General features: G+C 72.2%; 24 protein-coding genes. 15 read left to right on the top strand and 9 right to left on the bottom strand.

Translation table 11 applies throughout. The features are described from left to right. Positions 1-2: 2 nt before the first annotated feature. A complete protein-coding gene (locus tag JIW86_RS27800; protein WP_251064131.1) occupies positions 3-824 on the bottom strand; it encodes a helix-turn-helix transcriptional regulator in 822 nt (273 codons plus the stop codon). 140 nt (positions 825-964) lie between these two features. On the opposite strand from JIW86_RS27800, the gene JIW86_RS27795 reads away from it, so the two are divergent. Continuing rightward, entirely contained in the window at positions 965-2,395 is a 1,431-nt protein-coding gene (locus JIW86_RS27795; RefSeq protein ID WP_257556597.1) for an MFS transporter, read from the top strand. Positions 2,396-2,471: 76 nt separating this feature from the next. After that, the gene (locus JIW86_RS27790) at positions 2,472-2,990 is read left to right on the top strand and encodes a hypothetical protein (RefSeq protein WP_257556596.1); all 519 of its coding nucleotides are present in this window, start codon (positions 2,472-2,474) and stop codon (positions 2,988-2,990) included. An 86-nt stretch (positions 2,991-3,076) separates the two neighbouring features. Here JIW86_RS27790 and JIW86_RS27785 read toward each other — a convergent pair whose 3' ends face one another. After that, complete coding sequence (locus JIW86_RS27785; protein ID WP_031148703.1) at positions 3,077-4,438, bottom strand: glutamine synthetase family protein; 1,362 nt, start codon at positions 4,436-4,438, stop codon at positions 3,077-3,079. A 172-nt stretch (positions 4,439-4,610) separates the two neighbouring features. On the opposite strand from JIW86_RS27785, the gene JIW86_RS27780 reads away from it, so the two are divergent. The 4 genes from JIW86_RS27780 (at position 4,611) to JIW86_RS27765 (ending at position 7,013) form a co-directional block, all read left to right on the top strand. Next, entirely contained in the window at positions 4,611-5,021 is a 411-nt protein-coding gene (locus JIW86_RS27780; RefSeq protein WP_257556595.1) for a hypothetical protein, read from the top strand. Between the two features lie 53 nt (positions 5,022-5,074). After that, on the top strand, positions 5,075-5,746 hold the full coding sequence (locus JIW86_RS27775) for a DUF3105 domain-containing protein (protein WP_257556594.1): 672 nt from the start codon (positions 5,075-5,077) through the stop codon (positions 5,744-5,746). Further along, complete coding sequence (locus JIW86_RS27770) at positions 5,743-6,441, top strand: DUF305 domain-containing protein (RefSeq protein WP_257556593.1); 699 nt, start codon at positions 5,743-5,745, stop codon at positions 6,439-6,441. Before JIW86_RS27775 ends, JIW86_RS27770 begins: the two co-directional genes overlap by 4 nt. Positions 6,442-6,593: 152 nt before the next feature. Beyond that, positions 6,594-7,013 (top strand): CBS domain-containing protein, encoded by a 420-nt coding sequence (locus JIW86_RS27765; protein WP_215140684.1) that lies wholly within the window; start codon positions 6,594-6,596, stop codon positions 7,011-7,013. Between the two features lie 48 nt (positions 7,014-7,061). Here the strand turns inward: JIW86_RS27765 and JIW86_RS27760 are convergent, their stop codons facing one another. Together JIW86_RS27760 and JIW86_RS27755 are read right to left on the bottom strand one after the other, a co-directional pair. Further along, positions 7,062-7,937 (bottom strand): alpha/beta fold hydrolase, encoded by an 876-nt coding sequence (locus JIW86_RS27760; protein WP_257559463.1) that lies wholly within the window; start codon positions 7,935-7,937, stop codon positions 7,062-7,064. A gap of 26 nt (positions 7,938-7,963) precedes the next feature. After that, positions 7,964-8,665, bottom strand: coding sequence for a DUF998 domain-containing protein (locus JIW86_RS27755; protein ID WP_257556592.1), 702 nt, complete (start codon positions 8,663-8,665; stop codon positions 7,964-7,966). A 142-nt stretch (positions 8,666-8,807) separates the two neighbouring features. On the opposite strand from JIW86_RS27755, the gene JIW86_RS27750 reads away from it, so the two are divergent. The 3 genes from JIW86_RS27750 (at position 8,808) to JIW86_RS27740 (ending at position 13,556) form a co-directional block, all read left to right on the top strand. Next, complete coding sequence (locus JIW86_RS27750; RefSeq protein ID WP_257556591.1) at positions 8,808-10,415, top strand: multicopper oxidase family protein; 1,608 nt, start codon at positions 8,808-8,810, stop codon at positions 10,413-10,415. Between the two features lie 95 nt (positions 10,416-10,510). After that, positions 10,511-11,728: a DUF4190 domain-containing protein gene (locus JIW86_RS27745; protein WP_257556590.1), complete on the top strand. Its 1,218-nt coding sequence runs from the start codon at positions 10,511-10,513 to the stop codon at positions 11,726-11,728. Positions 11,729-11,801: 73 nt separating this feature from the next. Beyond that, the gene (locus JIW86_RS27740) at positions 11,802-13,556 is read left to right on the top strand and encodes an NAD+ synthase (protein WP_257556589.1); all 1,755 of its coding nucleotides are present in this window, start codon (positions 11,802-11,804) and stop codon (positions 13,554-13,556) included. A gap of 50 nt (positions 13,557-13,606) precedes the next feature. Here JIW86_RS27740 and JIW86_RS27735 read toward each other — a convergent pair whose 3' ends face one another. Beyond that, the gene (locus tag JIW86_RS27735; RefSeq protein ID WP_257556588.1) at positions 13,607-14,629 is read right to left on the bottom strand and encodes an endonuclease/exonuclease/phosphatase family protein; all 1,023 of its coding nucleotides are present in this window, start codon (positions 14,627-14,629) and stop codon (positions 13,607-13,609) included. Positions 14,630-14,949: 320 nt separating this feature from the next. On the opposite strand from JIW86_RS27735, the gene panB reads away from it, so the two are divergent. From panB to JIW86_RS27720, 3 genes are all read left to right on the top strand, one after another. Further along, positions 14,950-15,828, top strand: coding sequence for a 3-methyl-2-oxobutanoate hydroxymethyltransferase (gene panB, locus JIW86_RS27730; RefSeq protein WP_257556587.1), 879 nt, complete (start codon positions 14,950-14,952; stop codon positions 15,826-15,828). Between the two features lie 121 nt (positions 15,829-15,949). Then, a complete protein-coding gene (locus JIW86_RS27725; RefSeq protein WP_215140691.1) occupies positions 15,950-16,948 on the top strand; it encodes an ATP-binding cassette domain-containing protein in 999 nt (332 codons plus the stop codon). Then, positions 16,945-17,796: an ABC transporter permease gene (locus JIW86_RS27720; protein ID WP_257556586.1), complete on the top strand. Its 852-nt coding sequence runs from the start codon at positions 16,945-16,947 to the stop codon at positions 17,794-17,796. The genes JIW86_RS27725 and JIW86_RS27720 overlap by 4 nt, the downstream gene beginning before the upstream one ends. Positions 17,797-17,853: 57 nt before the next feature. Here JIW86_RS27720 and JIW86_RS27715 read toward each other — a convergent pair whose 3' ends face one another. Then, entirely contained in the window at positions 17,854-21,156 is a 3,303-nt protein-coding gene (locus JIW86_RS27715) for an ATP-binding protein (protein ID WP_257556585.1), read from the bottom strand. Positions 21,157-21,229: 73 nt separating this feature from the next. On the opposite strand from JIW86_RS27715, the gene JIW86_RS27710 reads away from it, so the two are divergent. Continuing rightward, entirely contained in the window at positions 21,230-22,030 is an 801-nt protein-coding gene (locus JIW86_RS27710; protein WP_215140694.1) for a site-2 protease family protein, read from the top strand. Positions 22,031-22,039: 9 nt separating this feature from the next. Here the strand turns inward: JIW86_RS27710 and JIW86_RS27705 are convergent, their stop codons facing one another. Continuing rightward, on the bottom strand, positions 22,040-22,222 hold the full coding sequence (locus tag JIW86_RS27705) for a hypothetical protein (protein WP_215140695.1): 183 nt from the start codon (positions 22,220-22,222) through the stop codon (positions 22,040-22,042). A gap of 106 nt (positions 22,223-22,328) precedes the next feature. Continuing rightward, positions 22,329-23,036: an NADPH-dependent F420 reductase gene (gene npdG, locus JIW86_RS27700; RefSeq protein WP_215140696.1), complete on the bottom strand. Its 708-nt coding sequence runs from the start codon at positions 23,034-23,036 to the stop codon at positions 22,329-22,331. 85 nt (positions 23,037-23,121) lie between these two features. Here npdG and JIW86_RS27695 point away from each other — a divergent pair, with 85 nt between their 5' ends. Continuing rightward, a complete protein-coding gene (locus JIW86_RS27695; protein WP_257556584.1) occupies positions 23,122-23,754 on the top strand; it encodes a hypothetical protein in 633 nt (210 codons plus the stop codon). Between the two features lie 17 nt (positions 23,755-23,771). Here the strand turns inward: JIW86_RS27695 and JIW86_RS27690 are convergent, their stop codons facing one another. Beyond that, a complete protein-coding gene (locus JIW86_RS27690; protein WP_257556583.1) occupies positions 23,772-24,020 on the bottom strand; it encodes a hypothetical protein in 249 nt (82 codons plus the stop codon). A gap of 83 nt (positions 24,021-24,103) precedes the next feature. Here JIW86_RS27690 and map point away from each other — a divergent pair, with 83 nt between their 5' ends. Next, complete coding sequence (map, locus tag JIW86_RS27685; protein ID WP_257556582.1) at positions 24,104-24,961, top strand: type I methionyl aminopeptidase; 858 nt, start codon at positions 24,104-24,106, stop codon at positions 24,959-24,961. The last annotated feature ends 100 nt before the right edge of the window (positions 24,962-25,061 follow it).

The raw sequence follows: 25,061 nt of genomic DNA, 5'->3' as shown, positions 1-25,061 counted from the left end.
GTTTAGCCGGCGAGGGGGTACATCGACCCCCGCCGGCCCTCCGGCGAGGTCAGCCACTCCAGCTTCTCCGCCGTCTCGGTGCCCGGCAGCGGGGTGTGGAGCACGATCGCCAGGTCCGGGCGGGCTGGGACGCGCAGCTGGGTCGACTCCACGTACAGCCTGCCGACGACGGGATGCACCATCTGCTTCTGGAGCTGGCCTCCGGGCTCGATGTCCCGCCGCTCCCACAGCTCGGTGAACTCCGCGCTGAGCTCCCGCGCCTCCTCGACCACGGCCCGGAACCCCTCGTCGTGCGGGTGCTCCGAGCAGGCCGCCCGGAACTGGGCCACCACCTGGCAGGCCACCTCCTCCCAGTGCGGGGAGCGGGCCCGGTAGATGGGGTCGGTGAAGAAGGCGATCAGACAGTTCTGCACGATCTCCGGGCGCATGCCGAAGACCAGCGCGGCCGCGTCGTTGTACAGCACCGTGTTCCAGTACCGGTCCATGATGTGCGCGGGGAACGGCATCCAGGCGTCGATCAGCCGCCTCAGCCCCTGGCACATGTCCCGGTCGGCCGGGGCGACCTCGAGGGCGGGCGGATTGAGCCCGGCGAGCACGTACAGGTGCCGCAGTTCGGCGCTGCTGAGCTTCAGCACCCGGCCCACCGCGTCCAGTACCTGCGAGGACACCGTGATGTCGCGGCCCTGTTCCAGCCACTGGTACCAGGAGGCCCCGACTCCGGCGAGCACCGCGACCTCCTCCCGGCGCAGGCCCGGGGTGCGGCGGCGGGCCCCGCCGTCCGGCAGGCCGGCCTCGGCCGGGGTGATCCGGGCGCGTCTGCTCATGAGGAACTCGCGGAGTTCGGTCCGGCGGTGCGCTTCGGACGGTGTGACCACGAAATCCCCCTGTTCGGCTGCCTGGTGGTGCCGCCAACAGGATAAGTTCCCACTCTGCACGGGCATTCCCGGGCCGCGAGGCTGTGACCATGGCGATCGACACACAGACGACAAGCACCGGGCCGCACACGGCGGCTCCCGGGACCGACCGGCTCTCGGGCCGGGCCAGACTGGTCCTCTTCGTACTCTGCGCCGCCCAGTTCATGGTGGCGCTCGACTTCTCCGTGCTCAACGTGGCCCTGCCGGTGCTCGGCGAGGACCTGGGGCTGAGCCGGTCCGCCCTCCAGTGGGCGGTCACCGCGTTCGCGCTGCCGTCCGGGGGCTTCCTGCTCCTCTTCGGCCGGATCGCCGACCTGTTCGGCCGCAAGAAGCTGTTCCTGACCGGCCTCGTGGTCTTCGGCGCGGCCTCAATGCTCGCCACCCTCGCCTGGGATCCGGCGTCCTTCCTGACCGGGCGGGCCCTGCAAGGCCTGGGCGCGGCGGTCATCGTGCCGACCGGGATGTCCCTGCTGACCACGACCTTCCCGGAGGGCCCGCTGCGCGACAAGGCGCTCGGCATCTCCGGCACCCTGCTCTCGCTCGGCTTCACCATCGGCATGCTGCTCGGCGGTGTCATGACCGACACCCTGGGCTGGCGCTCCACCATGGGCCTGCTCGCGGTCGCCGCGGCGGTCGTGCTGCTCCTCGCGCCCGGGCTGCTGCCGGAGTCGCGTACCCCCGAGCGGCCGCGGCTGGACGTGCCCGGTGCCGTCACGGTCACCGGTGGTCTGCTCGCGGTGATCTACGCCCTGTCGACGGCGGCCGAGCGCGGCTTCGGCGGTGTGGACGTGTGGGGCACGCTGGTCGTCGGACTCGCCCTGCTCGCCGCGTTCGTGGTGGTGGAGTCGAAGTCCCCGGCTCCACTGGTCTCCTTGCCGATGTTGAGGCGGCGTACGGTCGCCTGGGGCAATGTGGGCGGACTGGTGACGTTCTCCATGATGTCGGCGGTCATCTTCGTGCTGACGCTCTACCTCCAGGAGACGCTGGGGCTGTCGTCCTTCCGTACGGGTCTGGTGTTCGGCGTCCAGGGCGCGGCCTCCGTGGTGGCCGGTTGGTACGCCCCGAGGGTCATCGGCCGCTTCGGCGCCCGCCGCACGCTGGTCGCCTCACTGGCCGGCCAGGGCGTGCTCACCGCCGGACTGCTCGGCGTGGGCACGCAGTCGGGCGCCCTGCTGGCGGCCGTCGCCGTGTCCCTGGCCAGCATGTGCCACCTCGGCGCGATCATCTCGTACGGACTCGTCGTGACGAGCGGTGTGCCCGACGGGGAACAGGGCCTGGCGACCGGCCTGGTCACCACCACACAGCAGGTCGGCCTCACCGTCGGCATCCCGCTCCTCGGCGCCCTGGCCACGACGCAGACGGCGCTCTTCGACGGGGTGCGCACGGTCCTCGTGATCGACGCGGTGATCGTGCTCGCGGCGGCCCTCCTGGTCGCCGCAGGCCTGGGCCGCGGCCCGCGCCAGGCCGCCAAGTCGGCGTAGCGAGGGCGCAGCGGCGGAACGCACCCGTCCGCGTGTGGTGCGGCCGGGGGAGGGCCGCGGTCTATAGGTTGGACGGGTGCACCGCCTTTTCCGATGGCCTCACAGATCCGACCACACCCGGTCGGCATCGCGGACGGACCACGCGGGAGCCGTCTACGGGTCGATCCTCGCGGCTTCGGTGATCGCCACCGCCAGCGCGGCCGGTGACTTCCCGTACGTCCAGCTCATCGTCTTGCTTCTCGTGACGGGCGCGGTCTTCTGGGCGGCCCATGTCTATGCGAGCCTCGCCGGCGAACGACTGGTTGGCAGGCCCGTCGGCTGGGCCGAGGTCCGACGGGCCGGACGGCGCGAGTTGCCCATCTTCGAGGCGGCCGTGCTGCCGGCGGCGGCCGTGGCGGTGAGCCCGCTCCTGGGGCTGGGGCCGAGCGGCGCGGGGTGGCTCGCACTGTCGGTCGCGGGGGCGCAGCAGTTCTCCTGGGCTCTGTTCGGAGCCCTGAACGCCGGTGCGTCCCGCACCCAGGCGGTCATCGAGGGCCTGGTCAACCTGGCCTTCGTATTGCTCATCGTGGCAGCGAAGGCGGCCCTCGGTCACTGACGGGGCCCAACCGCGACTCCGGGCCGACGGTCGCTGACCGTCGGCCCGGAGTGTCGTGCGTGGCCCGCAGGGGCTGTGACCTGCCCTTACAGCACCGGGAGGTTCTTGCGGAGTTCGAAGGCCGTGACCTCCGAGCGGTACTCCTCCCACTCCTGCTTCTTGTTGCGCAGGAAGAAGTCGAAGACGTGCTCGCCGAGGGTTTCGGCCACCAGTTCGCTGCGTTCCATCAGGGCGATGGCCTCGCCGAGGTTCTGCGGGAGGGGTTCGATGCCCATCGCGCGGCGTTCCGCGTCGGAGAGGGCCCAGACGTCGTCGTCGGCGCCGGCCGGGAGTTCGTAGCCCTCCTCGATGCCCTTCAGGCCCGCCGCCAGGAGCACGGCGTACGTGAGGTAGGGGTTGGCGCCCGAGTCGATGGAGCGGACCTCGACGCGGGAGGAGCCGGTCTTGCCCGGCTTGTACATCGGGACGCGGATCAGGGCCGAGCGGTTGTTGTGGCCCCAGCAGATGTACGAGGGGGCCTCGCCGCCGGAGCCGGCCGTGCGGGAGGAGCCGCCCCAGATGCGCTTGTAGGAGTTGACCCACTGGTTGGTGACGGCTGCCGTCTCGGCGGCGTGCTTGAGCAGGCCCGCGATGAAGGACCGGCCGACCTTCGAGAGCTGGTACTCCGCGCCCGACTCGTAGAAGGCGTTGCGGTCGCCCTCGAAGAGGGAGAGATGGGTGTGCATGCCCGAACCCGGGTACTCCGAGAAGGGCTTCGGCATGAAGGTGGCCTGCACGCCCTGCTCCAGGGCGACCTGCTTCATCACCAGGCGGAAGGTCATGATGTTGTCGGCCGTGGAGAGCGCGTCGGCGTAGCGGAGGTCGATCTCCTGCTGGCCCGGGGCGCCCTCGTGGTGGCTGAACTCGACCGAGATGCCCATCGACTCGAGCATGGTGATCGCCTGGCGGCGGAAGTCCATGCCCACGTTCTGCGGAGTGTGGTCGAAGTAGCCGGAGTTGTCGGCCGGGACCGGACGGGTGCCGTCCAGCGGCTTGTCCTTCAGCAGGAAGAACTCGATCTCGGGGTGGGTGTAGAAGGTGAAGCCCAGGTCCGAGGTCTTGGCCAGGATGCGCTTGAGAACGTAGCGCGGGTCCGCGAAGGACGGGGAGCCGTCCGGCATCAGGATGTCGCAGAACATCCGGGCGGTCCCGGGAGCCTCGGCGCGCCACGGCAGTATCTGGAACGTGCTCGGGTCCGGCTTGGCGATCATGTCGGACTCGTAGACCCGCGCGAAGCCCTCGATCGCGGAGCCGTCGAAGCCGATGCCCTCGTCGAAGGCCTGCTCCAGCTCCGCGGGGGCGACCGCGACGGACTTCAGGAAGCCCAGTACGTCGGTGAACCACAGGCGCACGAAGCGGATGTCGCGCTCCTCAAGCGTCCGGAGGACGAATTCCTGCTGCTTGTCCATGCCTTCATCCTCGCAGTTCAGACGGCCTGTGCACCACCACCGCGAGGGTTTGGGCACAGTCGGGCCGGCCCAGTATCGCCAGCGGTGGTTTCCGCCACATTACGCACCCGGCAAAGCTCGCGGCACCCCCGCACTGACCGTGGACCGGTCATGAGCATTACCATCTGCGCCCATGGGGGGCCGGCAGCACACGCGCGGGGGGCGTCACACACGTCCCGGCCTTCCGCGCGCCGTCCTGCTGACGGCCTACGGCGGGCTCGCCGGCGGACTCGTCGGCGTGCTCATCGGAGTGCTCGCCGGAGTGCTGCTCTTCTGCGCGCGGCCCGGTGAACCCCATGCCCCGACGGCCGTCCAGGCGCGCGAGCCGGCCCACGCCGTCTGCGTGTCCCCGTACGACCTGCCCGGCTGCTCGCCCCTCGCGCACGTGATGCCGGGGCTGCTGCCCGTGCCGCCGCCCGCCGTGACCGTGGCCGGCGGCGAACCGCCGCCCGTCGCCGCGACCGGCGGTCCGGGCCGGATCCGGGCTCCCCTGGCACTTGCGCGCGCCCCCGACCTGCATGTCCTCCAGGTGCTGCGGACCTGACGGGTCCGGTTTCGCGTCCATCCACCCCCCTCAGCAGAAGGAACCAGGGCACCATGGCCAGCAAGTCCGGAAAGACCACAGACCAGCACTCCCGCCAGGCGCGCATAGCCGAGATGCGCCGGGCCGACAAAGCGCGGGACCGGCGCAACAAGGCGATCGCGATCACGACCTCGGCGGTCATCGTCGTCGGCCTGGTCGGTTTCGGCGCCTGGGTGATGATCGACCAAAAGCAGACCGAGCAGCGCAAGAAGGACGCCGTCGAACTGGCCCGCAAGACGCCGGTCGACGGCGAGCAGACCTGGGACGCGAAGAACCTCGGCCGCAACCACGTCGAGACCCCGGTGAAGTACGAGATGAACCCCCCGGTCGGCGGTGACCACCACCCCCGCTGGATGAACTGCAACGGCGACGTCTACAAGAGCCCGGTGCCCGAGGTGAACGCCGTGCACTCGCTGGAGCACGGCGCGGTCTGGGTGACCTACAACGACAAGGCCGCCCAGGGCGACCTGGACAAGCTCGCCGAGACGGTGGCCAAGACCCCGTACACGCTGATGAGCCCGGTCAAGGAGCAGGCCGGCGCGATCATGCTCAACGCGTGGGGCAAGCAGCTGACGGTGGAGAAGGCGGACGACCCGCGCGTGGCGCAGTTCTTCACCAAGTACGTGCAGGGCCCGCAGACCCCGGAGCCGGGCGCGGCCTGCACCAGCGGGGTGGCCGGCCAGTGAGCCGGCCGTCCGGCCGCACCCCCCGTACGTACTGGGTCGCCGGCACGGCCGTGCTGCTGGCGCTGCTGTTCGCGGCGGCCGCCACGGTCACCGCCGCGACCGGCGACACCGGTACGCCGGCCCGCACACCGGCGTTGCACTCGCCGGACGCGGGCTTCGCGCGGGACATGGCGGTGCACCACCAGCAGGCGGTGGATATGTCGTTCATCGTGCGGGACCGCACCCAGGACGAGGCGGTCCGCAGCCTCGCCTACGACATCGCCAACACCCAGGCCAACCAGCGGGGCATGCTGCTCGGCTGGCTGGACCTGTGGGGGCTGCCGAAGGTGGTGGCGGGAGAGCCGCCCATGTCCTGGATGGGCACGTCAGGGGCCGACGGCGAGCACACCGGCCACGGCGGTCACGGCGAGCACGGCGGGCAGGCCGCCAAGCCCGGCGCGCTGATGCCCGGCATGGCCACCAAGGAGGAGCTCGCCCGGCTGGCCGCGGCCTCCGGCCGGGACGCCGAGGTGCTCTACCTCCAGCTGATGACCGACCACCACAAGGGCGGCGTCGCGATGGCCGAGGGCTGTGCGCGGCTGTGCGAGACGCCGGTCGAGCGGGAGCTGGCGCAGGGCATGGTCGACGCGCAGCGCTCGGAGCTCACCTTGATGGCGGACATGCTGGGGCAGCGCGGGGCTGCGCCGCGCGGGTGACGGGACACGCCCGTACGGTGGTGGGAGGGCGCCTCCCACCCGTACGGGCGTGCACGCGTGTAGTGCGCCTGTATTCCGCCCGTGCCGGACGGAGACGCCGCGGCGGACGCGTCCGCGTCCCGCCGCACATCGGCGCTCAGGAGGTTGATGCGATGACCACCGCCGGAGAGATCATGCACGCCGGGGCCCAGTGGATCCCCGCCACCGAGACCCTGGACCGGGCCGCTCAGCTGATGGCCCGCCTCAATGTGGGCGCGCTGCCCATCAGCGACAAGACGGAACGGCTCTGCGGGATCCTGACCGACCGCGACATCGTCGTCGGCTGTGTGGCCAAGGGGCACAACCCGGCGAAGGTGACGGCCGGTGACATGGCCCAGGGCACGCCGCGCTGGATCGACGCGGGTGCGGACGTCTCCGAGGTCCTGGAGGAGATGCAGAGCCACCAGATCAAGCGGCTGCCGGTGATCCGGAACAAGAAGCTCGTCGGCATGATCAGCGAGGCCGACCTGGCCAAGCACCTCACGGACGACCAGATCGCCGGCTGGGCGGAGAAGGTCTACGCGCGGTCCTGACCGGCCGGACAAGTCCTCAGCCGGACAGGAGCTCAGCCGGACAGGACCTCAAGCGTGCAGGACCGCCCGGGCCACCTGGTCCGGGCGGTCCAGCATGACCAGGTGTCCGGCGGGCTCGACGAGCTCGAAGCGGGCTCCGAGCCGGTCGGCGAGGTCCGCCTGCCGGGCCGGCCAGCGCAGGGCGCGGCGGCCCCCGGAGCCGTCGTGGGCCGCGAGGACGGTGGCCGGCGCGGTCAGCGGGTGCGTCCCGCGCAGGGCCAGTACCTCGGCGGCCGTGTCCGGGTACCCCGCGTTCTCCAGCAGGGCCCCGCGCCAGACGCGGCCGGTGCGGTAGCAGCGGCGTACGAGGTCCCGCGCGGCCGGATCACCGCCGCCGGTGCGGGAGGCCCGTACGGTCGCCCGCCGGGCCCCCGGTCCCAGTGCGGCGGGCAGTCCGGCGGCGGTCACCGCCCGGCCGAGCGCGCGGGCGGCAGCGGTGCGCAGCGCCGCGGGCAGCAGGGTTCGGGGGGCCTCCTCCACGCTGGAGTCGACCAGCACCAGGGCGGCGGTGCGCTCCGGGTGGAGGCGGGCGAAGGCCTCGGCGTGGAATCCGGCGATCGAGTGCCCGACGACGGTGACGGGGTCCGTGAGACCCAGCGCGTCCAGCAGTCCGGCGATCCGGTGGGCCTCCCCGGCCGCGGTCGCCGGCGCGGTGGCGGGGCCGCTGAGACCGTGCCCGGGGCGGTCGAAGCGGACGACGGTGCGGCCCCGGGCGACCAGCAGGGCGGCGACCTCGTCCCAGTCGAACCAGGCCATGGCGAGCCCGGCGCTGAGCACGACCACCGGCCCGCGGCCCTCGGTCACGACGTGCAGCGGGACCCCGTCCACCCGCACGAACCGGCCGGCGCCGTTCCCGCAGCGCGTGTTTCCGAACCGCGTGGTCATGTACCGCGTGTTCCCGTGCGGCGTGGTCATGTACGGCCCTCCCGGTGGACGGAGTACGCGAGCAGACCCAGCCACAGCGCGACGAACAGCACCTGGAGCCGCTGCCCGGCGCCCAGGGCCCAGGTGCCGTGCCCGGCGGTGAACAGCGCGATGGCGGACAGGGTCCAGACGGTGGCGAGCAGTTCGAGGGCGACGAGCACGGGCCCGTAGCGGGCGAGCGGGGCGAACCAGCCGTAGCGGCGGGCGGCGACGGTGAGGGCCACGATCCCGACGAGGGCGCCGGTCATGGCCAGGCTGCTGCTGACGGCATGGGCCTGATGGGTGGCGGGGACCAGCCCGGCGGTCTCGCGGGCGGCGCACTCGGGGTCCACGGTGGGCGCGCAGCTCAGCGGCAGCCAGGCGTCGGCGGCGGTGGCCGCGCCGAACAGGGTGACCCCGGCCCAGCCGACGACCGCCCACGGGCGGCGGGACTCGGCGTGCCGCACCAGCCGGAGCAGCGCCAGCAGTCCGCCGAGGAAGGCGAACAGCCCGGCGGTGAAGTCGGTGGCCCGGAACAGGCCGCCGAGCGGCTGGTCCTGGGCGGCCAGCTCGCTCACGTACGTCTCGATGGGGTTCAGGCCCGTGGAGAGGACGACTTCGAGCACCCACGCGGTGTAGGCGGCGGCGCCCAGGCCGATGAGCGTCGCGACCGGCCAGGCGGTGCGCGGAGAGAAGCCATGAGGGGACATAGTGTGACTAATCCTATGCAAACGCAGCGTCGGTCCTCCGATCGGATACCCACCCCGGGTAACGTCCCCGCCTGACGTGCAGTTCCCGGCGAGCCGCCGCGCCGCTCGGGGGCGCGGCAACACCCGACCGTTAGGTGCTCCCATGCGCTCTCTTCCGACCCGTCGCGCCCTGCTCGGCGCAGCCGCCGCCGTCGCCGTCACCGGTGCCGGTTCAGGGCTGCTCTCCGCCTGCGCCCGCCCTCCCGGACCGGATTCCGGCCAGGGCGGGCAGGCCGGCCAGGGCCGCCACGGCTCCATGCACCACGGCGGCTCCGCCGCCGACGGACCCGAGGGGTACGTCGACCCCGCCGGGCCGGAGGTCAAGGCCGCCGAGGCCGCCCGCAAGGCCACCGGACCGCTCACCGAGGTCAAGCTCACCGCCACCGCCACCCCGCTCGACCTCGGCGGAGGGCACACCGTCCGCTCCTGGGCGTACGGGGACCGGCTGCCCGGCAAGGAGGTGCGGGTCACGGCGGGCGGCACCCTCGCCCTCACCCTGGCCAACAACCTGCCCGAGGCCACCTCCCTGCACTGGCACGGCCTCGCGCTGCGCAACGACATGGACGGGGTGCCCGGGCTGACCCAGCGGGACATCGCCCCGGGCGGCTCGTTCGCGTACCGGTTCGCCGTCACGGAGCCGGGGACGTACTGGTTCCACCCGCACACCGGTGTCCAGCAGGACCGCGGCCTGTACGCCCCGCTCATCGTCGAGGACCCGAAGGAGCCCCTCTCCTACGACAAGGAGTGGGTGGTGGTGCTGGACGACTGGATCGACGGGGTCGACGGCGCCACCCCGGACGCCGTCCTCGCCGAACTCCGCAAGGGCCAGGGCGACTCCGCCCACGCCGCCCACGCCCAGCCGACCGCCGGCAGCGGGCCCTCGCGCCTGCTCGTGGGCGCCGACAGCGACATCCTCGGCAAGGAAGCCGGCGATGTCGCCTACCCCCACTACCTGATCAACGGCAAGGTCGCGGACGACCCGTCGGTCTTCACCGCCCGCCCCGGCGACCGGATCCGGCTGCGCCTGATCAACGCGGGCGGGGACACCGCCTTCCGGATCGCCCTCGGCGGCCACGAACTGACGGTCACCCACACGGACGGCTTCCCGGTGGAGCACGCGAAGACGGGCTCGCTGCTGCTGGCCATGGGCGAGCGGTACGACGTACTGGTCACCGCGCAGGACGGGGTGTTCCCGCTGACCGCGCTGGCCGAGGGCAAGGGGCAGTCGGCGCTCGCGGTACTGCGCACCGGTACGGGGACGGCGCCCACCGCCGCGACCCGCCCCGCCGAGCTGGACGGGCCCCCGCTGATGGCGGACGCGCTCAAGCCCGCCGAATCCGCGGCGCTGGCCCCGCGCGAGCCGGACCGGACGGTCCAGATCCGGCTGACCGGATCGATGTCCCGGTACAACTGGGCCTTCGACGGCAAGCCCTACACACCGGACCAGCGGCATCCGGTGAAGGCGGGCGAGCGGGTCCGCCTGGAGTTCCGCAACGCGACGCCGATGTGGCATCCGGTCCACCTGCACGGGCACACCTTCGCGCTGGGCGGCGAGGCGGGCGGGGCCCGCAAGGACACCGCGATCCTGCTGCCGGGCGGGAGGCTGACGGCCGACTTCGACGCGGACAACCCGGGGCTGTGGATGACGCACTGCCACAACGTCTACCACTCGGAGTCCGGGATGATGACGGTGCTCGGCTACCAGCTGTAGGCGGCCGTCGAGGGAAAACCCGGCGGGGGCCGGGCGGGGGCGTGGCACTCTTGCGGTGATCACGACTGCTGCGACATAAGGACGCCCCCGCCGGTATGAGCACCCCGCCGAACCCGCCCAGCACCCCGAACGGCCCGCCGACGGAACCGGCCGGCACGCCCATACCCGAGGCGGCCCCGGTGACCGGGCCGCCCGCGCAGGCCCCGGCACCCACGCAGCCGCCGTCGCTCGAGAAGAAGCCGTCGCTCGAGAAGAGCCCGTCGCCCGCACAGCCCCCGTCGCCCGAAGAGCCGTCGCCCGCCGAACCCCCGTCGCCCGAAGAGCCGTCGCCCGCGCAGAACCCGTTCGCCCCGCCCTCCCCGGATGCGCCCGCTCCCCCGGTTCGTCCGACGGGACCCGCGGCCGGTCCCGGCTTCGGCCCCGGATTCGGCCCCGGTGGCCCCGGCGGCCCCGGCAATCCGTGGGCCCAGCCCGGTCCCGGCTTCGGCGGGGTCCCGTACCAGGGGTACCCGCAGGTCGCCCCGGCCACCAACGGTCTGGCCGTCGCCGCCCTGGTCGTCGGCATCGTCGGCATCCTGCTCGGCCTCGTCCCCTTCTTCTTCTGGGCCGGCGCCATCCTCGCCGCGACCGCCCTGGGCCTGGGCATCGGCGCGCTGGTGCGCTCCTCCAACGGCGCCCCGCGCAAGGCGATGGCCGTCACCGGCACCGTCCTCGGCGTACTCGGTCTCGGCGCCGCCGTCGGCGGGGTCTTCCTCACCGCCCTCGTCGTGGAGAAGGCCGCCGACCGGGCCGGGCGCGGCCTCGACCGGCATGAGCGCGAGCTGATCCCCTACCCCGACTCCTCGCCGACCTTCTCGCCGAAGCCCTGGCCGAAGCCCTCGCCGACGCCCTCCAAGGTTCCGGGCCTGACCAGCGCGCTGCCGTTCGGCGAGACCTTCACGTACGACAACGGCGTCAAGGTGACCCTGTCGGCGCCGAAGAAGTACCAGCCGAAGGGCATCATCGCCCGCGAGGAGGTGAAGAACGCGATCCAGATCACGATCACCATCACCAACGGCTCGGCCAAGCCGCACGACGTGATCTACGCGATGCCCAACGTCCGCGACGACAAGGGCATGACCGCCGAGATGGTCTTCGACATCGACGGCAGCGGCAGCATCGTCCCGAAAATGATCCAGGGGTCCATCCTGCCCGGGGAGTCCGCCAGCGGCATCGCGGCGTTCGAGCTCCCCGAGGGCACGAAGAGCATCAGCGCGGACATCTCCGCCGGAACCGCGCTCGACACGGTGAAGTACGCCGGTCCCCTCACCTGATCCGGCGGCGGTCCGCAACGGAAATCAGGCGGGGCCCAGGACATCGCGTCAGAAAGACGATTAGACTGGGCCCGTGCCTCAACTACGTCTCGCTCTGAATCAGATCGACTCGCACGTCGGCAACATCGCCGCCAACGCGGACTCGGTCGTCCACTGGACCCGGCACTCCGCCGAGCAGGGCGCCCATCTCGTGGCGTTCCCGGAGATGGTGCTGACCGGGTACCCCGTCGAGGACCTCGCCCTGCGCGAGTCCTTCGTCGAGGCCTCCCGCACCGGCCTGCGCGAGCTCGCGCGGCGGCTGGCGGACGAGGGGCTCGGCGAGCTGCCGGTCGTCGTCGGCTACCTCGACCGCACGGAGAAGGCGGCGCCGCGGCTCGGCCGCCCGGCCGGCTCCCCGGAGAACGCGGCCGCCGTGCTGCACCGCGGCGAGGTCGTGCTGCGCTTCGCCAAGCACCACCTCCCCAACTACGGCGTGTTCGACGAGTTCCGGTACTTCGTGCCGGGCGACACCCAGCCGGTCGTCCGGGTCCGCGGCATCGACGTGGCCCTGGCCATCTGCGAGGACCTCTGGCAGGAGGGCGGCCGCGTCCCGGCCACCCGGTCCGCCGGGGCCGGACTGCTGATCTCGATCAACGCCTCCCCGTACGAGCGCAACAAGGACGACCTGCGCCTCGAACTGGTCCGGAAGCGGGCGCAGGAGGCCGGCTGCACCCTCGCCTACGTGGCGATGATCGGCGGCCAGGACGAGCTGGTCTTCGACGGGGACTCGATCGTCGTCGACGGCAGCGGCGAGGTCATCGCCCGCGCCCCGCAGTTCTCCGAGGGCTGTGTGCTCGTCGACCTCGACCTGCCCGCCGCGCAGGCCGAGGCCCCCGAGGGCGTGGTGGACGACGGGCTGCGCATCGACCGGGTGGTCCTGTCCGAGGAGCCGGTGGATCCGTACGAGCCGGTCGTCCCCGGCGGGTACGCCGACCGCCTCGACGATGACGAGGAGATCTACGACGCGCTGGTCGTGGGCCTGCGCGCGTACGTCAGGAAGAACGGGTTCCGCTCCGTCCTGATCGGTCTCTCCGGCGGCATCGACTCCGCCCTGGTCGCCGCGATCGCCTGCGATGCCATCGGCGCGCAGAACGTCCACGGCATCTCGATGCCCTCGAAGTACTCCTCGGACCACTCCAGGGGCGACGCGGCCGATCTGGCCGAGCGCACCGGTCTGAGATTCCGCACCGTGCCGATCGAGCCGATGTTCGACGCGTACATGGGCTCCCTGGGCCTCACCGGCCTCGCCGAGGAGAACCTCCAGTCCCGGCTGCGCGGCACCATGCTGATGGCGGTCTCCAACCAGGAGGGCCACATCGTGCTGGCCCCGGGCAACAAGTCGGAGCTGGCCGTCGGCTACTCCACGCTCTACGGGGACTCGGTGGGCGCGTACGGCCCGATCAAGGACGTGTACAAGTCGGACGTCTTCCGGCTCGCGCAGTACCGCAACCGGGCCGCGGCCGAGCGCGGCGAGATCCCGCCGATCCCGGAGAACTCGATCGTGAAGCCGCCGAGCGCCGAGCTGCGCCCGGGCCAGGTGGACACGGACTCGCTGCCGGACTATCCGGTGCTGGACGCGATCCTGGCCCTGTACGTGGACCGCGACCAGGGCCTGGAGGAGATCGTCGGGGCGGGCTTCGACCGCGAGCTGGTCGCCAGGACCCTGCGGATGGTGGACACGGCGGAGTACAAGCGCCGCCAGTACCCGCCGGGCACGAAGATCTCCGCGAAGGGCTTCGGGAAGGACCGCCGGCTGCCCATCACGAACGGCTGGCGCGAGCACGCCTGACCGCCGCACTCGGCTCGTGTAGGGGTGTCCCCGCGGCCGCGGGGACACCCCTACACCGTCAGCCGCGCGGCGATCGGCAGGTGGTCGCTGCTCGTGCGCGGGAGGGTCCAGGAGGCGTCCGGCTTGATCCCGCGGACCATGATCTGGTCGATCCGGGCCATCGGGAACTGGGCGGGCCAGCTGAAGCCGAAGCCGTCGCCCGCGGCGCCCTGCGTGGAGCGCATCTGCGAGGTGACCTCGGACAGGGCGCGGTCGTTCATGGTGCCGTTGAGGTCGCCGAGCAGGATGACCTTCTTCAGCGGTTCGGCGGCGAGCGCGGCGCCCAGTGCGTCGGCGCTGTTGTCGCGCTGGTTGGCGGTGAAGCCCGCGTTCAGCTTGACCCGTACCGAGGGCAGGTGGGCGACGAAGACGGCGACCTGACCCTGCGGGGTGTCCACGGTGGTGCGCATGGACCGGGTCCAGCCCATCTTGATGTCCACGGGGCTGCTGGCGGTCAGCGGGTACCTGCTCCACACGCCGACCGTGCCCTCGACCGAGTGGTACTTGTACGCGCCCGCCAGGGCCTTCTCGTAGACGGGGACGACGCTCCCCTTGAGCTCGGTCAGGGCCAGCACGTCGGCCCCCGACTTCGCCACGGACTCGGCGGTCCCGCGCGGGTCGGCGTTGTCGGCGTCCACGTTGTGGGTGGCGACCATCAGGTTGCCGCCGGAGCCGGACTTGTCGGTGACCAGACCGCCGAACAGGTTCGTCCAGACCACGGCCGTCAGCAGTATCGCGATGAGCGCGGTCGCCGACCGGCGGAACACCGCGGCGGCCAGCAGCACCGGGACGGCCAGGCCCAGCCAGGGCAGGAAGGTCTCCGTGAGGCTGCCGAGGTTGCCCACGTCGTTGGGTACCTGCGCGTGGAAGATCATGATCAGCGCGATCAGTACGGAGATCGCGGCCAGCACCAGCCCGCGCCGCCAGATTCCCCGGTCACCTCTCAGTTCGGCCAGCCGGCGTCGGAAGCGGGATTCGGAGGGCTCGGGCTCCGAGCCGCCGTTTCCCTTTTCCGTCATGTACGCCTGTGCCATGCCGCTGCCCTCACTGCCGTGCTCGCGCTCCGTCCCCGCCTCTTGACCCTAGGCGATGTACGGAGCCTTCCGTGCGCTACGTCACGACCGCCTGTCGCGGCCGTTCGCCCCGGAGGACGAACGGCCGTACGCCAGGGGTTCCGCTTGTCACGAAACGCGCACATTGGGCCGAGGGAGTGTCGTGCGGGCCTCGCGCCGCCCTCGTGCGGCCGCGCCCGCGCCCCGCACCACTTCCGCCGCGGGCCGCGCGGATGCGACGATGGTGGGTAAGTCCGGGGACGCCGTAAGGGCGCCTCGAGATGACACAAGGAGCAGTTGCAATGACGCATGCCGTTTCGCCTGCCCGCGAACCCGCAGCAGCATCTCCGTCGGGCTCCACCACCCTGTACGGAGGCACGGGCACCCGGCGCATCACCATCCGCGACCTGACCCTCGCCAAGGAACGCGGCGAGAAGTGGCCCATGCTCACCGCTTACGACGCGATGACCGCGTCCGTCTTCGACGAGGCCGGCATCCCGGTGATCCTCGTCGGCGACTCCATGGGCAACTGCCACCTGGGCTACGAGACCACCGTTCCGGTCACGATGGACCAGATGACCATGCTGTCGGCAGCCGTCGTACGGGGCACGAGCCGCGCCCTCGTCATCGGCGACATGCCGTTCGGCTCGTACCAGGAAGGCGCCGTGCAGGCGCTGCGCAGTGCCACCCGCCTCGTCAAGGAGGCCGGCGTCGGAGCGGTGAAGCTGGAGGGCGGCGAGCGCTCGCTGCACCAGACCGAGCTGATCGTGCAGGCCGGCATCCCGGTCATGTCCCACCTGGGCCTGACCCCGCAGTCGGTCAACGCCATGGGCTACCGCGTGCAGGGCCGTGGCGACGAGGCCGCGCACCAGCTGCTGCGGGACGCCAAGGCGGCGCAGGACGCGGGAGCCTTCGCGGTGGTGCTGGAGCTGGTTCCGGCCGAGCTGGCCGCCGAGGTCACCCGGTCCCTGCACATCCCGACGGTCGGCATCGGCGCGGGCTCGGAGTGCGACGCGCAGGTGCTGGTGTGGACCGACATGATGGGTCTGACCGGCGGGAAGATGCCGAAGTTCGTGAAGCAGTACGCGAACCTGCGCCAGACCATGAACGACGCGGCGAAGGCCTTCGCCGAGGACGTGGTGGGCGGAACGTTCCCGCAGGCGGAGCACGCCTTCCACTGATCGGGTAGCGCGTTCCCGACGGCCCGCCGACGCGACGTCGGCGGGCCGTCGGCTGCCTGTCGGCTGCCCGTCGGTCCACTGTCGGTCGGCTGTCGGTGCTTTGTCAGTGGCGGCTGGTCCCATGGTGGACATGACGCGAAACGACAAGAACCCCCACGCCGTGGAAGTACGGGGGCTGGTGAAGCACTACGGCGAGACCAAGGCCCTGGACGGTGTCGACCTGGACGTCCGCGAGGGCACGGTCCTCGGGGTCCTCGGACCCAACGGAGCCGGCAAGACCACCCTGGTGCGCTGCCTGTCCACCCTGATCATCCCGGACGCCGGGACCGCGACCGTCGCCGGTTACGACGTGGTCCGCCAGCCGCGGCAGCTGCGCCGCACCATCGGCCTGACCGGCCAGTACGCCTCGGTCGACGAGAAGCTCTCCGGCTGGGAGAACCTCTACATGATCGGGCGGCTGCTCGACCTGTCCCGCAAGGACGCCCGGACCCGTGCGGACGAGATGCTGGAGCGGTTCTCCCTGACCGAGGCGGCGAAGAAGGCCGCCATGAACTACTCGGGCGGTATGCGCCGCCGCCTCGACCTGGCGGCCTCGCTGATCGGCAACCCGGCCGTCCTGTACCTGGACGAGCCGACCACCGGTCTGGACCCCCGTACCCGCAACGAGGTCTGGGACGAGGTCCAGCGTCTGGTCGCCGAGGGCGCCACCGTGCTGCTCACCACCCAGTACATGGAGGAGGCCGAGCAGCTCGCCAGCGAGCTGACGGTCATCGACCGCGGCAAGGTCATCGCCAACGGCAAGGTCGACGAGCTGAAGGCCCGGGTCGGCGGCCGCACCCTGAAGATCCGCCCGGTGGACTCCTCCGACCTGCCGGGCATGGCCCGCTCGCTGGCCGAGGCCGGGCTCGACGGCGTGGCCGGCTCCCAGGCCGTCCCGGACGAGGGCGTCCTGCTGGTCCCGATCCTGAGCGACGAGCAGCTGACCGCCGTGGTCGGCCTGCTGGCCGCCCGCGGGTACGCGATCGCCGACCTCGGCACCTACCTGCCCAGCCTGGACGAGGTGTTCCTGTCGATCACCGGCCAGAAGCCCACCGAGATGACCGAGGAGGTCGCGGCATGAGCACCGTAACCACGACGAAGCCCGCCCCCACCGCACCCGGCCGTGCCTCGGTGGCCGATGGGCAAGGAGAGGGCCGGATCGGTCTGCGGGCCAACCTGCGGCACATCGGCGCCCTGGTGCGCCGCAACGCACTGCAGATCAAGCAGGACCCCGAGTCGATGTTCGACGTCCTGTTCATGCCGATCATCTTCACGCTGCTGTTCGTGTTCGTCTTCGGCGGCGCCGTCGCCGGCAAGGGCAACCAGGGCGCGTACGTGAGCTACCTGATCCCGGGCCTGATGGCCATGATGGGCATGAACATCGCCATGGCGGTGGGCACCGGGGTCAACGACGACTTCAAGAAGGGCGTGATGGACCGCTTCCGGTCCATGCCGATCGCCCGCTCGTCCGTGCTGCTCGCCAAGATCGTCGTCGAGATCGGCCGGATGATGGTCGCCATCGCCATCCTGCTGTGCGTGGGCTTCATCCTCGGCCTGTCGATCCAGGGCTCGGTGCTGGACCTGTTCTTCGCCATCGGCCTGTCGCTCGTCTTCGGCGCCTCGCTGATGTGGATCTTCATCCTCCTGGGTCTGACGATGAAGACCGCGCAGGCGGTCCAGGGCATGGCGATGCTGGTCCTGATGCCGCTGCAGTTCGGCAGCTCGATCTTCGCCAAGCCGTCCACCATGCCCGGCTGGCTGCAGACGTTCACGGACTACAACCCGCTGTCCAACCTGGCCGACGCGGCGCGCGCCCTGATCAACGGGTCTCCCGTCGGCAACTCGGTGTGGATGACCCTGGCCTGGTCGCTCGCCATCACGGCGGTCACCATGCCGCTCGCGGTGCGCAAGTTCCGCCAGAAGACCTGATCCGCGGACCGGTCCGTTCCGGATCGCGTCCCGGACGGGCTCCGGCCGGGGGCCGGGTCAGATGAGGGCGGTGGCCTCCTCCAGGGTGAGGCCGCCGCCTTCGGCGTACGCCGCCTCGTAGGCGGCGTCGCCGAGCTCCGCCCGCGCCAGCTCCTCGGCCCGGGCGGAATCCTCGCGTTCCGTGGTGACGGGGAAGTGCCCGGGCGGCAGCAGCCTCCGGTAGGCGCCGAGCAGCCGGGCGGCGTCGTACTCCCGCCGCGGGCCGCCGAGCGAGACCAGGGAGAGCGCCGCGGTCATCAGGTAGACCGCCGGCATCTGCGGTGCCACCATCCGCGCGAGTGGATCCTGGACGGTCCCCATGGCCTGGCGCAGCAGGGCGAGCGCATCCTCGTACGCGCCCTCCTGGTTCGCCAGCCAGGCCAGCGTGCCGAGCAGGAACCCGTCGAAGATGGCGAACGCGCCGAAGGCGAACTCCTCCCGCAGCGCCTGCAGCTGGGCGCGGGCCTCCGGGATCCGGCCGGTGCGGCCGAGGATGCCCGCCAGGAACATCCGGGCGGCGGGCATGGCCTCGTTGCCGTACTGCTGCACCGTGGCGACGATCTCGGTGAGGATCTCCTCGGCCTCCTCGATCCGGCCGCTCTCGCTGAGGGTCCCGGCCATCCGTACGCGCAGGACCGTCACCTGCGCCTTGGCGCCCAGGCGCTCGGCGTACGCGATCGCCTCACGGAAGTCCCGGGCGGCCAGGACGTATTCGCCCCGCTTCTCCCGGGACTCGGCGCGGGCGGAGAGCGCCTCGGCGCAGCCCCAGGCGTCGCCGAGCTCACGGAACAGGGCCAGGCTCTCGTCGGCGTCGCGGGAGGCGTCGCCGGCCCAGTCGGCCCGGTTGGCGAGGATGTTGGCCCGCAGCTGGAGGGCGGAGGCCAGTTCCCAGCGGTAGCCGAGCTCGCGGGCGGTGTCGACGGTCGCCTCGATGACCCGCCGGAGCCGTCCGGGATCGCCCGCGATCATGACGGCGTAGATCCAGAGGGAGGCGGGGGTCCGGCATGTCTGCGGGAGTCCGGGGCGATAGGTGGCGATCACCCCGTCGACCTGGGCGCGGACCTCCGGGCTGTTCCAGCTGCCGTTGGTCTGGTCGCGGGAGGACAGCCGGACCAGGTGGACGGCGCGCCAGGCCTCGGTGAGCAGTTCGCCGCTGTAGGGCGGGGGCGTGTCGACGAGTCGCTCGTACACCGGCTCCGCCGGGACCACGGGCCCGGCGAACGGGTCGGGGCCCAGGGTCGCGGCCGCGTCGGACCAGTGCCGGGACTCGGCGCGCAGGTCGTGCATGTGCCAGTACCAGCCCAGCGAGTGGATGAGGCAGAGCACCTCGTCGGCGTCGCGGGCGGCGACGGCCCGGCGCAGGGCGGTACGGACGTTCTCGTACTCGGTGGCGAGCCGGTCGGCGGCCGCCCGCTGGCCGTGGCCGCGGAGCAGCGGCTCGCTGGTGCGGGCGAGCTCGCGGTAGTGGACGAGGTGGCGGCGCTCGGTGTCCTGCCGGTCGTGGCCGGCCTCGGCCAGGCGCTCGGCGGCGTACTCGCCGACCGTCTCCAGCAGGCGGTAGCGCATGCCGGAGCCGTCGGGTCCGGGGGCGGCCACGACGAGGGACTTGTCGACGAGGGAGCCGAGGGTGTCGGCGACGTCGAGGACTCCTTCGGCGCACACCGTCTCGGCGGCGGCGAGGTCGCAGCCGCCCGCGAAGACGGACAGCCGGCGCAGGACGGTGCGTTCGGGCTCCTCCAGCAGCTCCCAGGACCAGTCGACGACGGCGCGCAGGGTCTGCTGCCGGGGCAGCAGGGTCCGGCTGCCGCCGGTCAGCAGCCGGAACCGGTCGTCGAGCCGGTCGGCGATCTGGCGCGGGGTGAGCAGCCGCAGGCGGGCCGCGGCCAGTTCGATGGCCAGCGGCAGGCCGTCGAGGCGGCGGCAGATCTCGGCGCAGGCGGCCGGGTCCTGGGCCACGGTGAACCCCGCGTGGGCGGCGGCGCCGCGGTCGGCGAGGAGCCGCAGCGCGACCGGGTCGGGCAGCGGCTCCACCGGGCGCAGCGTCTCCCCCGGCACGCCGAGGGGTTCGCGGCTGGTGGCCAGGATCCGGACGCCGGGGCAGTGGGTGAGGAGCCGCTCGGCGAGCTCGGCGGCCGCCTCGACGACGTGCTCGCAGTTGTCGAGCAGCAGCAGGAGCCGGCGCCGCGCGCAGTGCTCGGCGAGGCGGTCGAGGGGGTTGTCCCCGGCGCGCTCGGTCAGTGCCCGCAGTTCCTCGGCGGCGGCGCCGCGCAGCTTGGTCTCCCGCGCCCCGAGCGCGGCGAGTACGGCCTCGGCGACGTCCTCCGGGTCGTCCACGGGAGCCAGCTCGACGAGCCACACCCCGTCGGGCCAGCCGCCCGCGTCCTGCGCCTCGGCGGCCTCCTGGGAGAGCCGGGTCTTGCCGGCCCCGCCGGGCCCGAGCAGGGTGACGAGCCGGGCGCGGGCGAGGTCGTCGCCGATGACGCGGATGTCGTCCTCCCGCCCGACGAAGGTGGTGAGCCGGGCCCGCAGGTTCCCCTGGCCTGGCTGTGGGGCCGGGGCGGCGGGGGCGGGTCTGGAAGGTGCGGTGGCGGGCGGCGCGTCCGCCCCGGCGAGAAGCTCCGAGTGGAGGGCGCGCAGCGCGGGGCCCGGGTCCGTGCCCAGGCGGGCGGCCAGGTCCCGGCGGACGGTGTCGTACGCCTCCAGGGCCTCCGCCGCGCGGCCCGCGTCGCGCAGCGCCCGGATGCGCAGGGCCTGCAGGGGCTCGTCCAGCGGCTGCTGCGCGCACAGCGCGGTCAGCTCCGGCAGCGCCTGCTCCGCCGCGCCCAGGGCCAGGGCCGCGGCGAGCCGGCCCCGGCGCGCGTCCATCCGTACGGCGTCCCAGCGCGCGGACTCCGCGGCCGGGTCGGGGAGGTCCGCCAGGGCGGGCCCGCGCCACAGGGCGAGCCCCTCCTCGTACAGGGCCGCGGCCTTGGCCGGGTCCCCGCTCTCCAGGGCCACTGCCCCGGCGCGGGCCAGCCGCTCGAAGCGGTACAGGTCGATGTCCTCGCGGTCGGCGGTCAGCAGGTAGCCGCCCTCCGCGGAGCGCACGGCCGCGTGCCCCAGCGCCCGCCGCAGCCGCGCGACCAGCGCCTGGAGGGCGGCCGGCGCGTCGGCCGGCTGGTCGCCGTCCCACACCTCGGCGACCAGCAGGTGCGACGGCACCGCCCGGCCGGGCCGCAGCGCGAGCGCGGTCAGCAGCGCCCGCAGGCGCGCTCCGCCCACGGCGACGGGGGTTCCGTCGTCGCGTATGGCCTGGGTCGTCCCGAGAATCGCGTAACGCACCGGCCCATTGTCGCCGGACGGGCGCCCGGCCCCGACCTTATTTCCATCCCGCGGCCGGGATAGGTTTCGCGGCATGGGTCATCAGGGCAGCCGCGGTGAGCGGCGGATCAGTTCCGTATTCCTCGGCATCGCGGCCGTCATGGCGGTCACCGGCTGGGCCGTGTGGACGGGGTACTCGACGAGCACCGGGCTCGCCGTGTTCCTCTTCGTGACCTCTGCGTGGGTGGTTTCCCTCTGCCTGCACGAGTACGCGCACGCCCGCACCGCCCTGCACGGCGGCGACCTCTCGGTGGGCGCCAAGGGCTACCTGACGCTGAATCCGCTCAAGTACACGCACGCGCTGCTCAGCATCGTGCTGCCGGTGATCTTCGTGATCCTGGGCGGTCTGGGCCTGCCGGGCGGCGCGGTGTACATCGAGCGCGACCGCATCCAGGGCCGCTGGAAGCACAGCCTGATCTCGGCGGCGGGCCCGCTGACCAACGTGGCCTTCGCCGTGGTGTGCACGGCCCCGTTCTGGCTGGACGCCCTGGACGGCGTCCCGCTCGCCTTCCGCTACGCGCTCGCCTTCCTCGCCCTGCTCCAGGTCTCGGCGGCGATCCTGAACTTCCTCCCGGTGCCGGGCCTGGACGGCTACGGGGTGATCGAGCCGTGGCTCTCGTACAAGGTGCGCCGCGAGATGGCGCCGCTGGCACCGTTCGGCCTGATCGCGGTGTTCGCGCTGCTGTGGATACCCGAGGTCAACACGTTCTTCTTCGACGTGGTGCGAGACATCCTGTCGGGCCTCGGCGTGTCGGACCTGGAGACGTACTGCGGCCGCGACCTCTACCGCTTCTGGCAGGAGGGCAACGGCGTCTGCACGGTCCCGCAGGACTAGGAAGCGGGACTAGGAAGCGCGCGCTGCCTTGTCGGCCTTCGCCTTGCGGAAGTAGTACCAGGCCATGTTGGACGTGAGGCCCGCCAGCAGCACCCAGACGATCCCGATGAAGCTGCCCTCCACGAAGGCGACGACGGCCGCGGCCACGGCAAGGACGCAGACGACAACGGCGAAGACGGCAAGGCGGGGCATGGGAAGAGCTCCTCGAAAACACTGAACGGGGCCGAGCCCCACCAGTGTCCCCCATGCCCCGCAGTGTTCCCGTAAGGACGGCCGGACACCGCCCGGCCCGGCCGGGTCAGACGTCCGTGATGCGCAGGCCCGCGTGGGCCTTGTAGCGGCGGTTCGTCGAGATGAGGTTGGCGACCAGGGATTCGACCTGGTGGGCGTTGCGCAGGCGGCCCGCGAAGACGCCGCGCATGCCCGGGATGCGGGAGGCGAGGGCCTGGACGAGGTCGGTGTCCGCGCGGGATTCACCGAGGACCATCACGTCGGTGTCGATCTCCTCGATCGACTCGTCCTGGAGCAGGACCGCCGAGAGGTGGTGGAAGGCCGCGGTGACGCGGGAGTCCGGGAGCAGGGCCGCGGCCTGCTGGGCGGCGCTGCCCTCCTCGACCCGGAGGGCGTAGGCGCCCTGCTTGTCGAAGCCCAGCGGGTTGACGCAGTCCACGACGAGCTTGCCCGCGAGGTCCTCGCGCAGCGCCTCGAGGGTCTTGGCGTGGCCCTCCCAAGGCACCGCGATGATCACGATGTCGCTGCGGCGCGCGCACTCGGCATTGTCCGCGCCCTCCACCCCGAGGCCCAGTTCCCCGGCGGCGGTGTGCGCGCGGTCGGCGGCGCGGGAGCCGATGATCACCTTCTGCCCGGCCCGGGCGAGCCGGTAGGCGAGGCCGCGGCCCTGGTCGCCGGTGCCGCCGAGGACGCCGACGACGAGGCCGGAGACGTCCGGGAGGTCCCAGGGGTCCTTGGCCGGCGGCTTCTGCGTGCTGCTGTCTGAGGAAGTCATGGGGGCGAGGGTACTGCCGAGTAGGCCAAGGTCGAAGAGGAGGGAAGCGCTCCCCTCTGTCCGTTTCATACGGCAGGATGCCGCCATGGATGCCGTGAGAGTCGCGCTGCTGCGCGAGGTCCTCGCCGGTACGGAGTGGCCCGGCGCCGCGCGCCGCTTCGCCGGCTCGCTGCGGCGCTCGGTCGTACCGGCCGGCGGGAACCTGCTGCTCGTGGGGACCGAGCGGTACGAGCCCTGGCACCTGGCGGCGCACCTGGTGGACGAGGCCGCCTGGTCGGGGCTGCCGGAGCTGGCGCCCACCCTCGTACGGCACCGGGTGCGGCCGGGGGAACCGCCGCACCTGTCGGTGGGGCTGGGCAGGCTGGAGGCGGCCCGGCGCGGGCACACGCTGCTGGTGGTGGCTCCCGAGGAGCCGGGCGAGGGGCTGCTGGAGCGGGTCCACGACGCCCGGCGCGCGGGGGCGACCGTACTGTCCCTCGACGGCGGGGATCCGGATCTGGGCACGCTCGCGCACGAGTCGCTCTCGGTGCCGGAGGCCTCCGCGGTGGGGGCGCCTCCCACCGGCAGCCGGGGGATGGACCTGGACACCGTGCAGCACCTGGTCAGCGCGGCGGCCGGGGAGAACAGCCTGCCGGTGCAGCGCGGGCCGCGCCGCTTCCGGGACCGGCTGGCGCGGCTGGCCGACCAGCTGGCCGCGCCGCCGCCCAGCCGCTGGTAGGCCGCCCGCAGGAGGGGCTAGGGAGCAGCCTGGCCCGCGCCGCCCTCTTCCCCTTCACGGGTCTTGTCGTTCCACTTGGGGTCGTTCTGCCATTCGAGATTGCGCTCCTGCGCCGTCTCCATGGCGCGGGCCGCCTCCTCGCGGGTCTCGTACGGGCCGAAGCGGTCCTTGGCAGGGCACTCGGGGCCTTCTTCGACCTTCTGGTGGACCAGGCAGTAGTACCACTCGCCCGGTTTGCCCACCTGGCGCTTCTTGAACAGGGCCATCGCTGTCGGGCTCCTCTCGATACCGCCGCTACCGCGCTCTCTGCCGCCATGCTGCCCCATCCCCGCTGGATACACTCGCTTGCATGTCTGGCCAGTCGCTGCTCGTACCAGGCGAGCTCTCTCCCGTCCGTTCCGTTCCCGGAAACATCCGCCGTCCCGAGTACGTGGGCAAGCCCGCACCCACCCCGTACACCGGACCGGAGGTGCAGTCGGCCGAGACCATCGAGGCCATGCGCATCGCCGGCCGGATCGCCGCCCAGGCGATGGAGGAGGCCGCCAAGCTGATCGCGCCGGGGGTGACCACCGACGAGCTGGACCGGGTCGCGCACGCGTACATGTGCGACCACGGCGCCTACCCGTCGACGCTGGGCTACCGGGGCTTCCCGAAGTCGCTGTGCTCCTCGGTGAACGAGGTCATCTGTCACGGCATCCCGGACTCCACCGTGCTGCGCGACGGCGACATCGTGAACCTCGACGTGACCGCGTACATCGGCGGCGTGCACGGCGACAACAACGCCACGTACCTGTGCGGGGAGGTGGACGAGGAGTCGCGGCTCCTGGTGGAACGCACCCGGGAGGCCCTGAACCGTGCCGTCAAGGCCGTCAAGCCGGGCCGCCAGGTCAACATCATCGGCCGGGTCATCGAGTCGTACGCGAAGCGCTTCGGCTACGGCGTGGTCCGGGACTTCACCGGCCACGGCATCAACTCGTCCTTCCACTCCGGCCTGATCATCCCGCACTACGACAGCCCGCACGCGACCACCGTCATCGAGCCCGGGATGACCTTCACCATCGAGCCGATGCTGACCCTGGGGACCCACGAGTACGACATGTGGGAGGACGGCTGGACGGTCGTCACGAAGGACCGCAAGCGGACGGCGCAGTTCGAGCACACCCTGGTGGTGACCGACAGCGGGGCGGAGATCCTCACGCTGCCGTAGCTCTGCCCGGAGAAGTGACTTTTTACCGACAGGCCGTCGGGAACTCATTGACTTAGGCATACCTAAGTAGGAAGATCGGACGTGGCGGGCGCGCCGCCAC

It is taken from the genome of Streptomyces sp. NBC_00162 (genome assembly GCF_024611995.1).
Classification (GTDB): Bacteria; Actinomycetota; Actinomycetes; order Streptomycetales; family Streptomycetaceae; genus Streptomyces.
The sequence above is the reverse complement of the archived record's forward strand: the minus strand, read 5'-3'. Positions and strand labels throughout refer to the sequence as shown.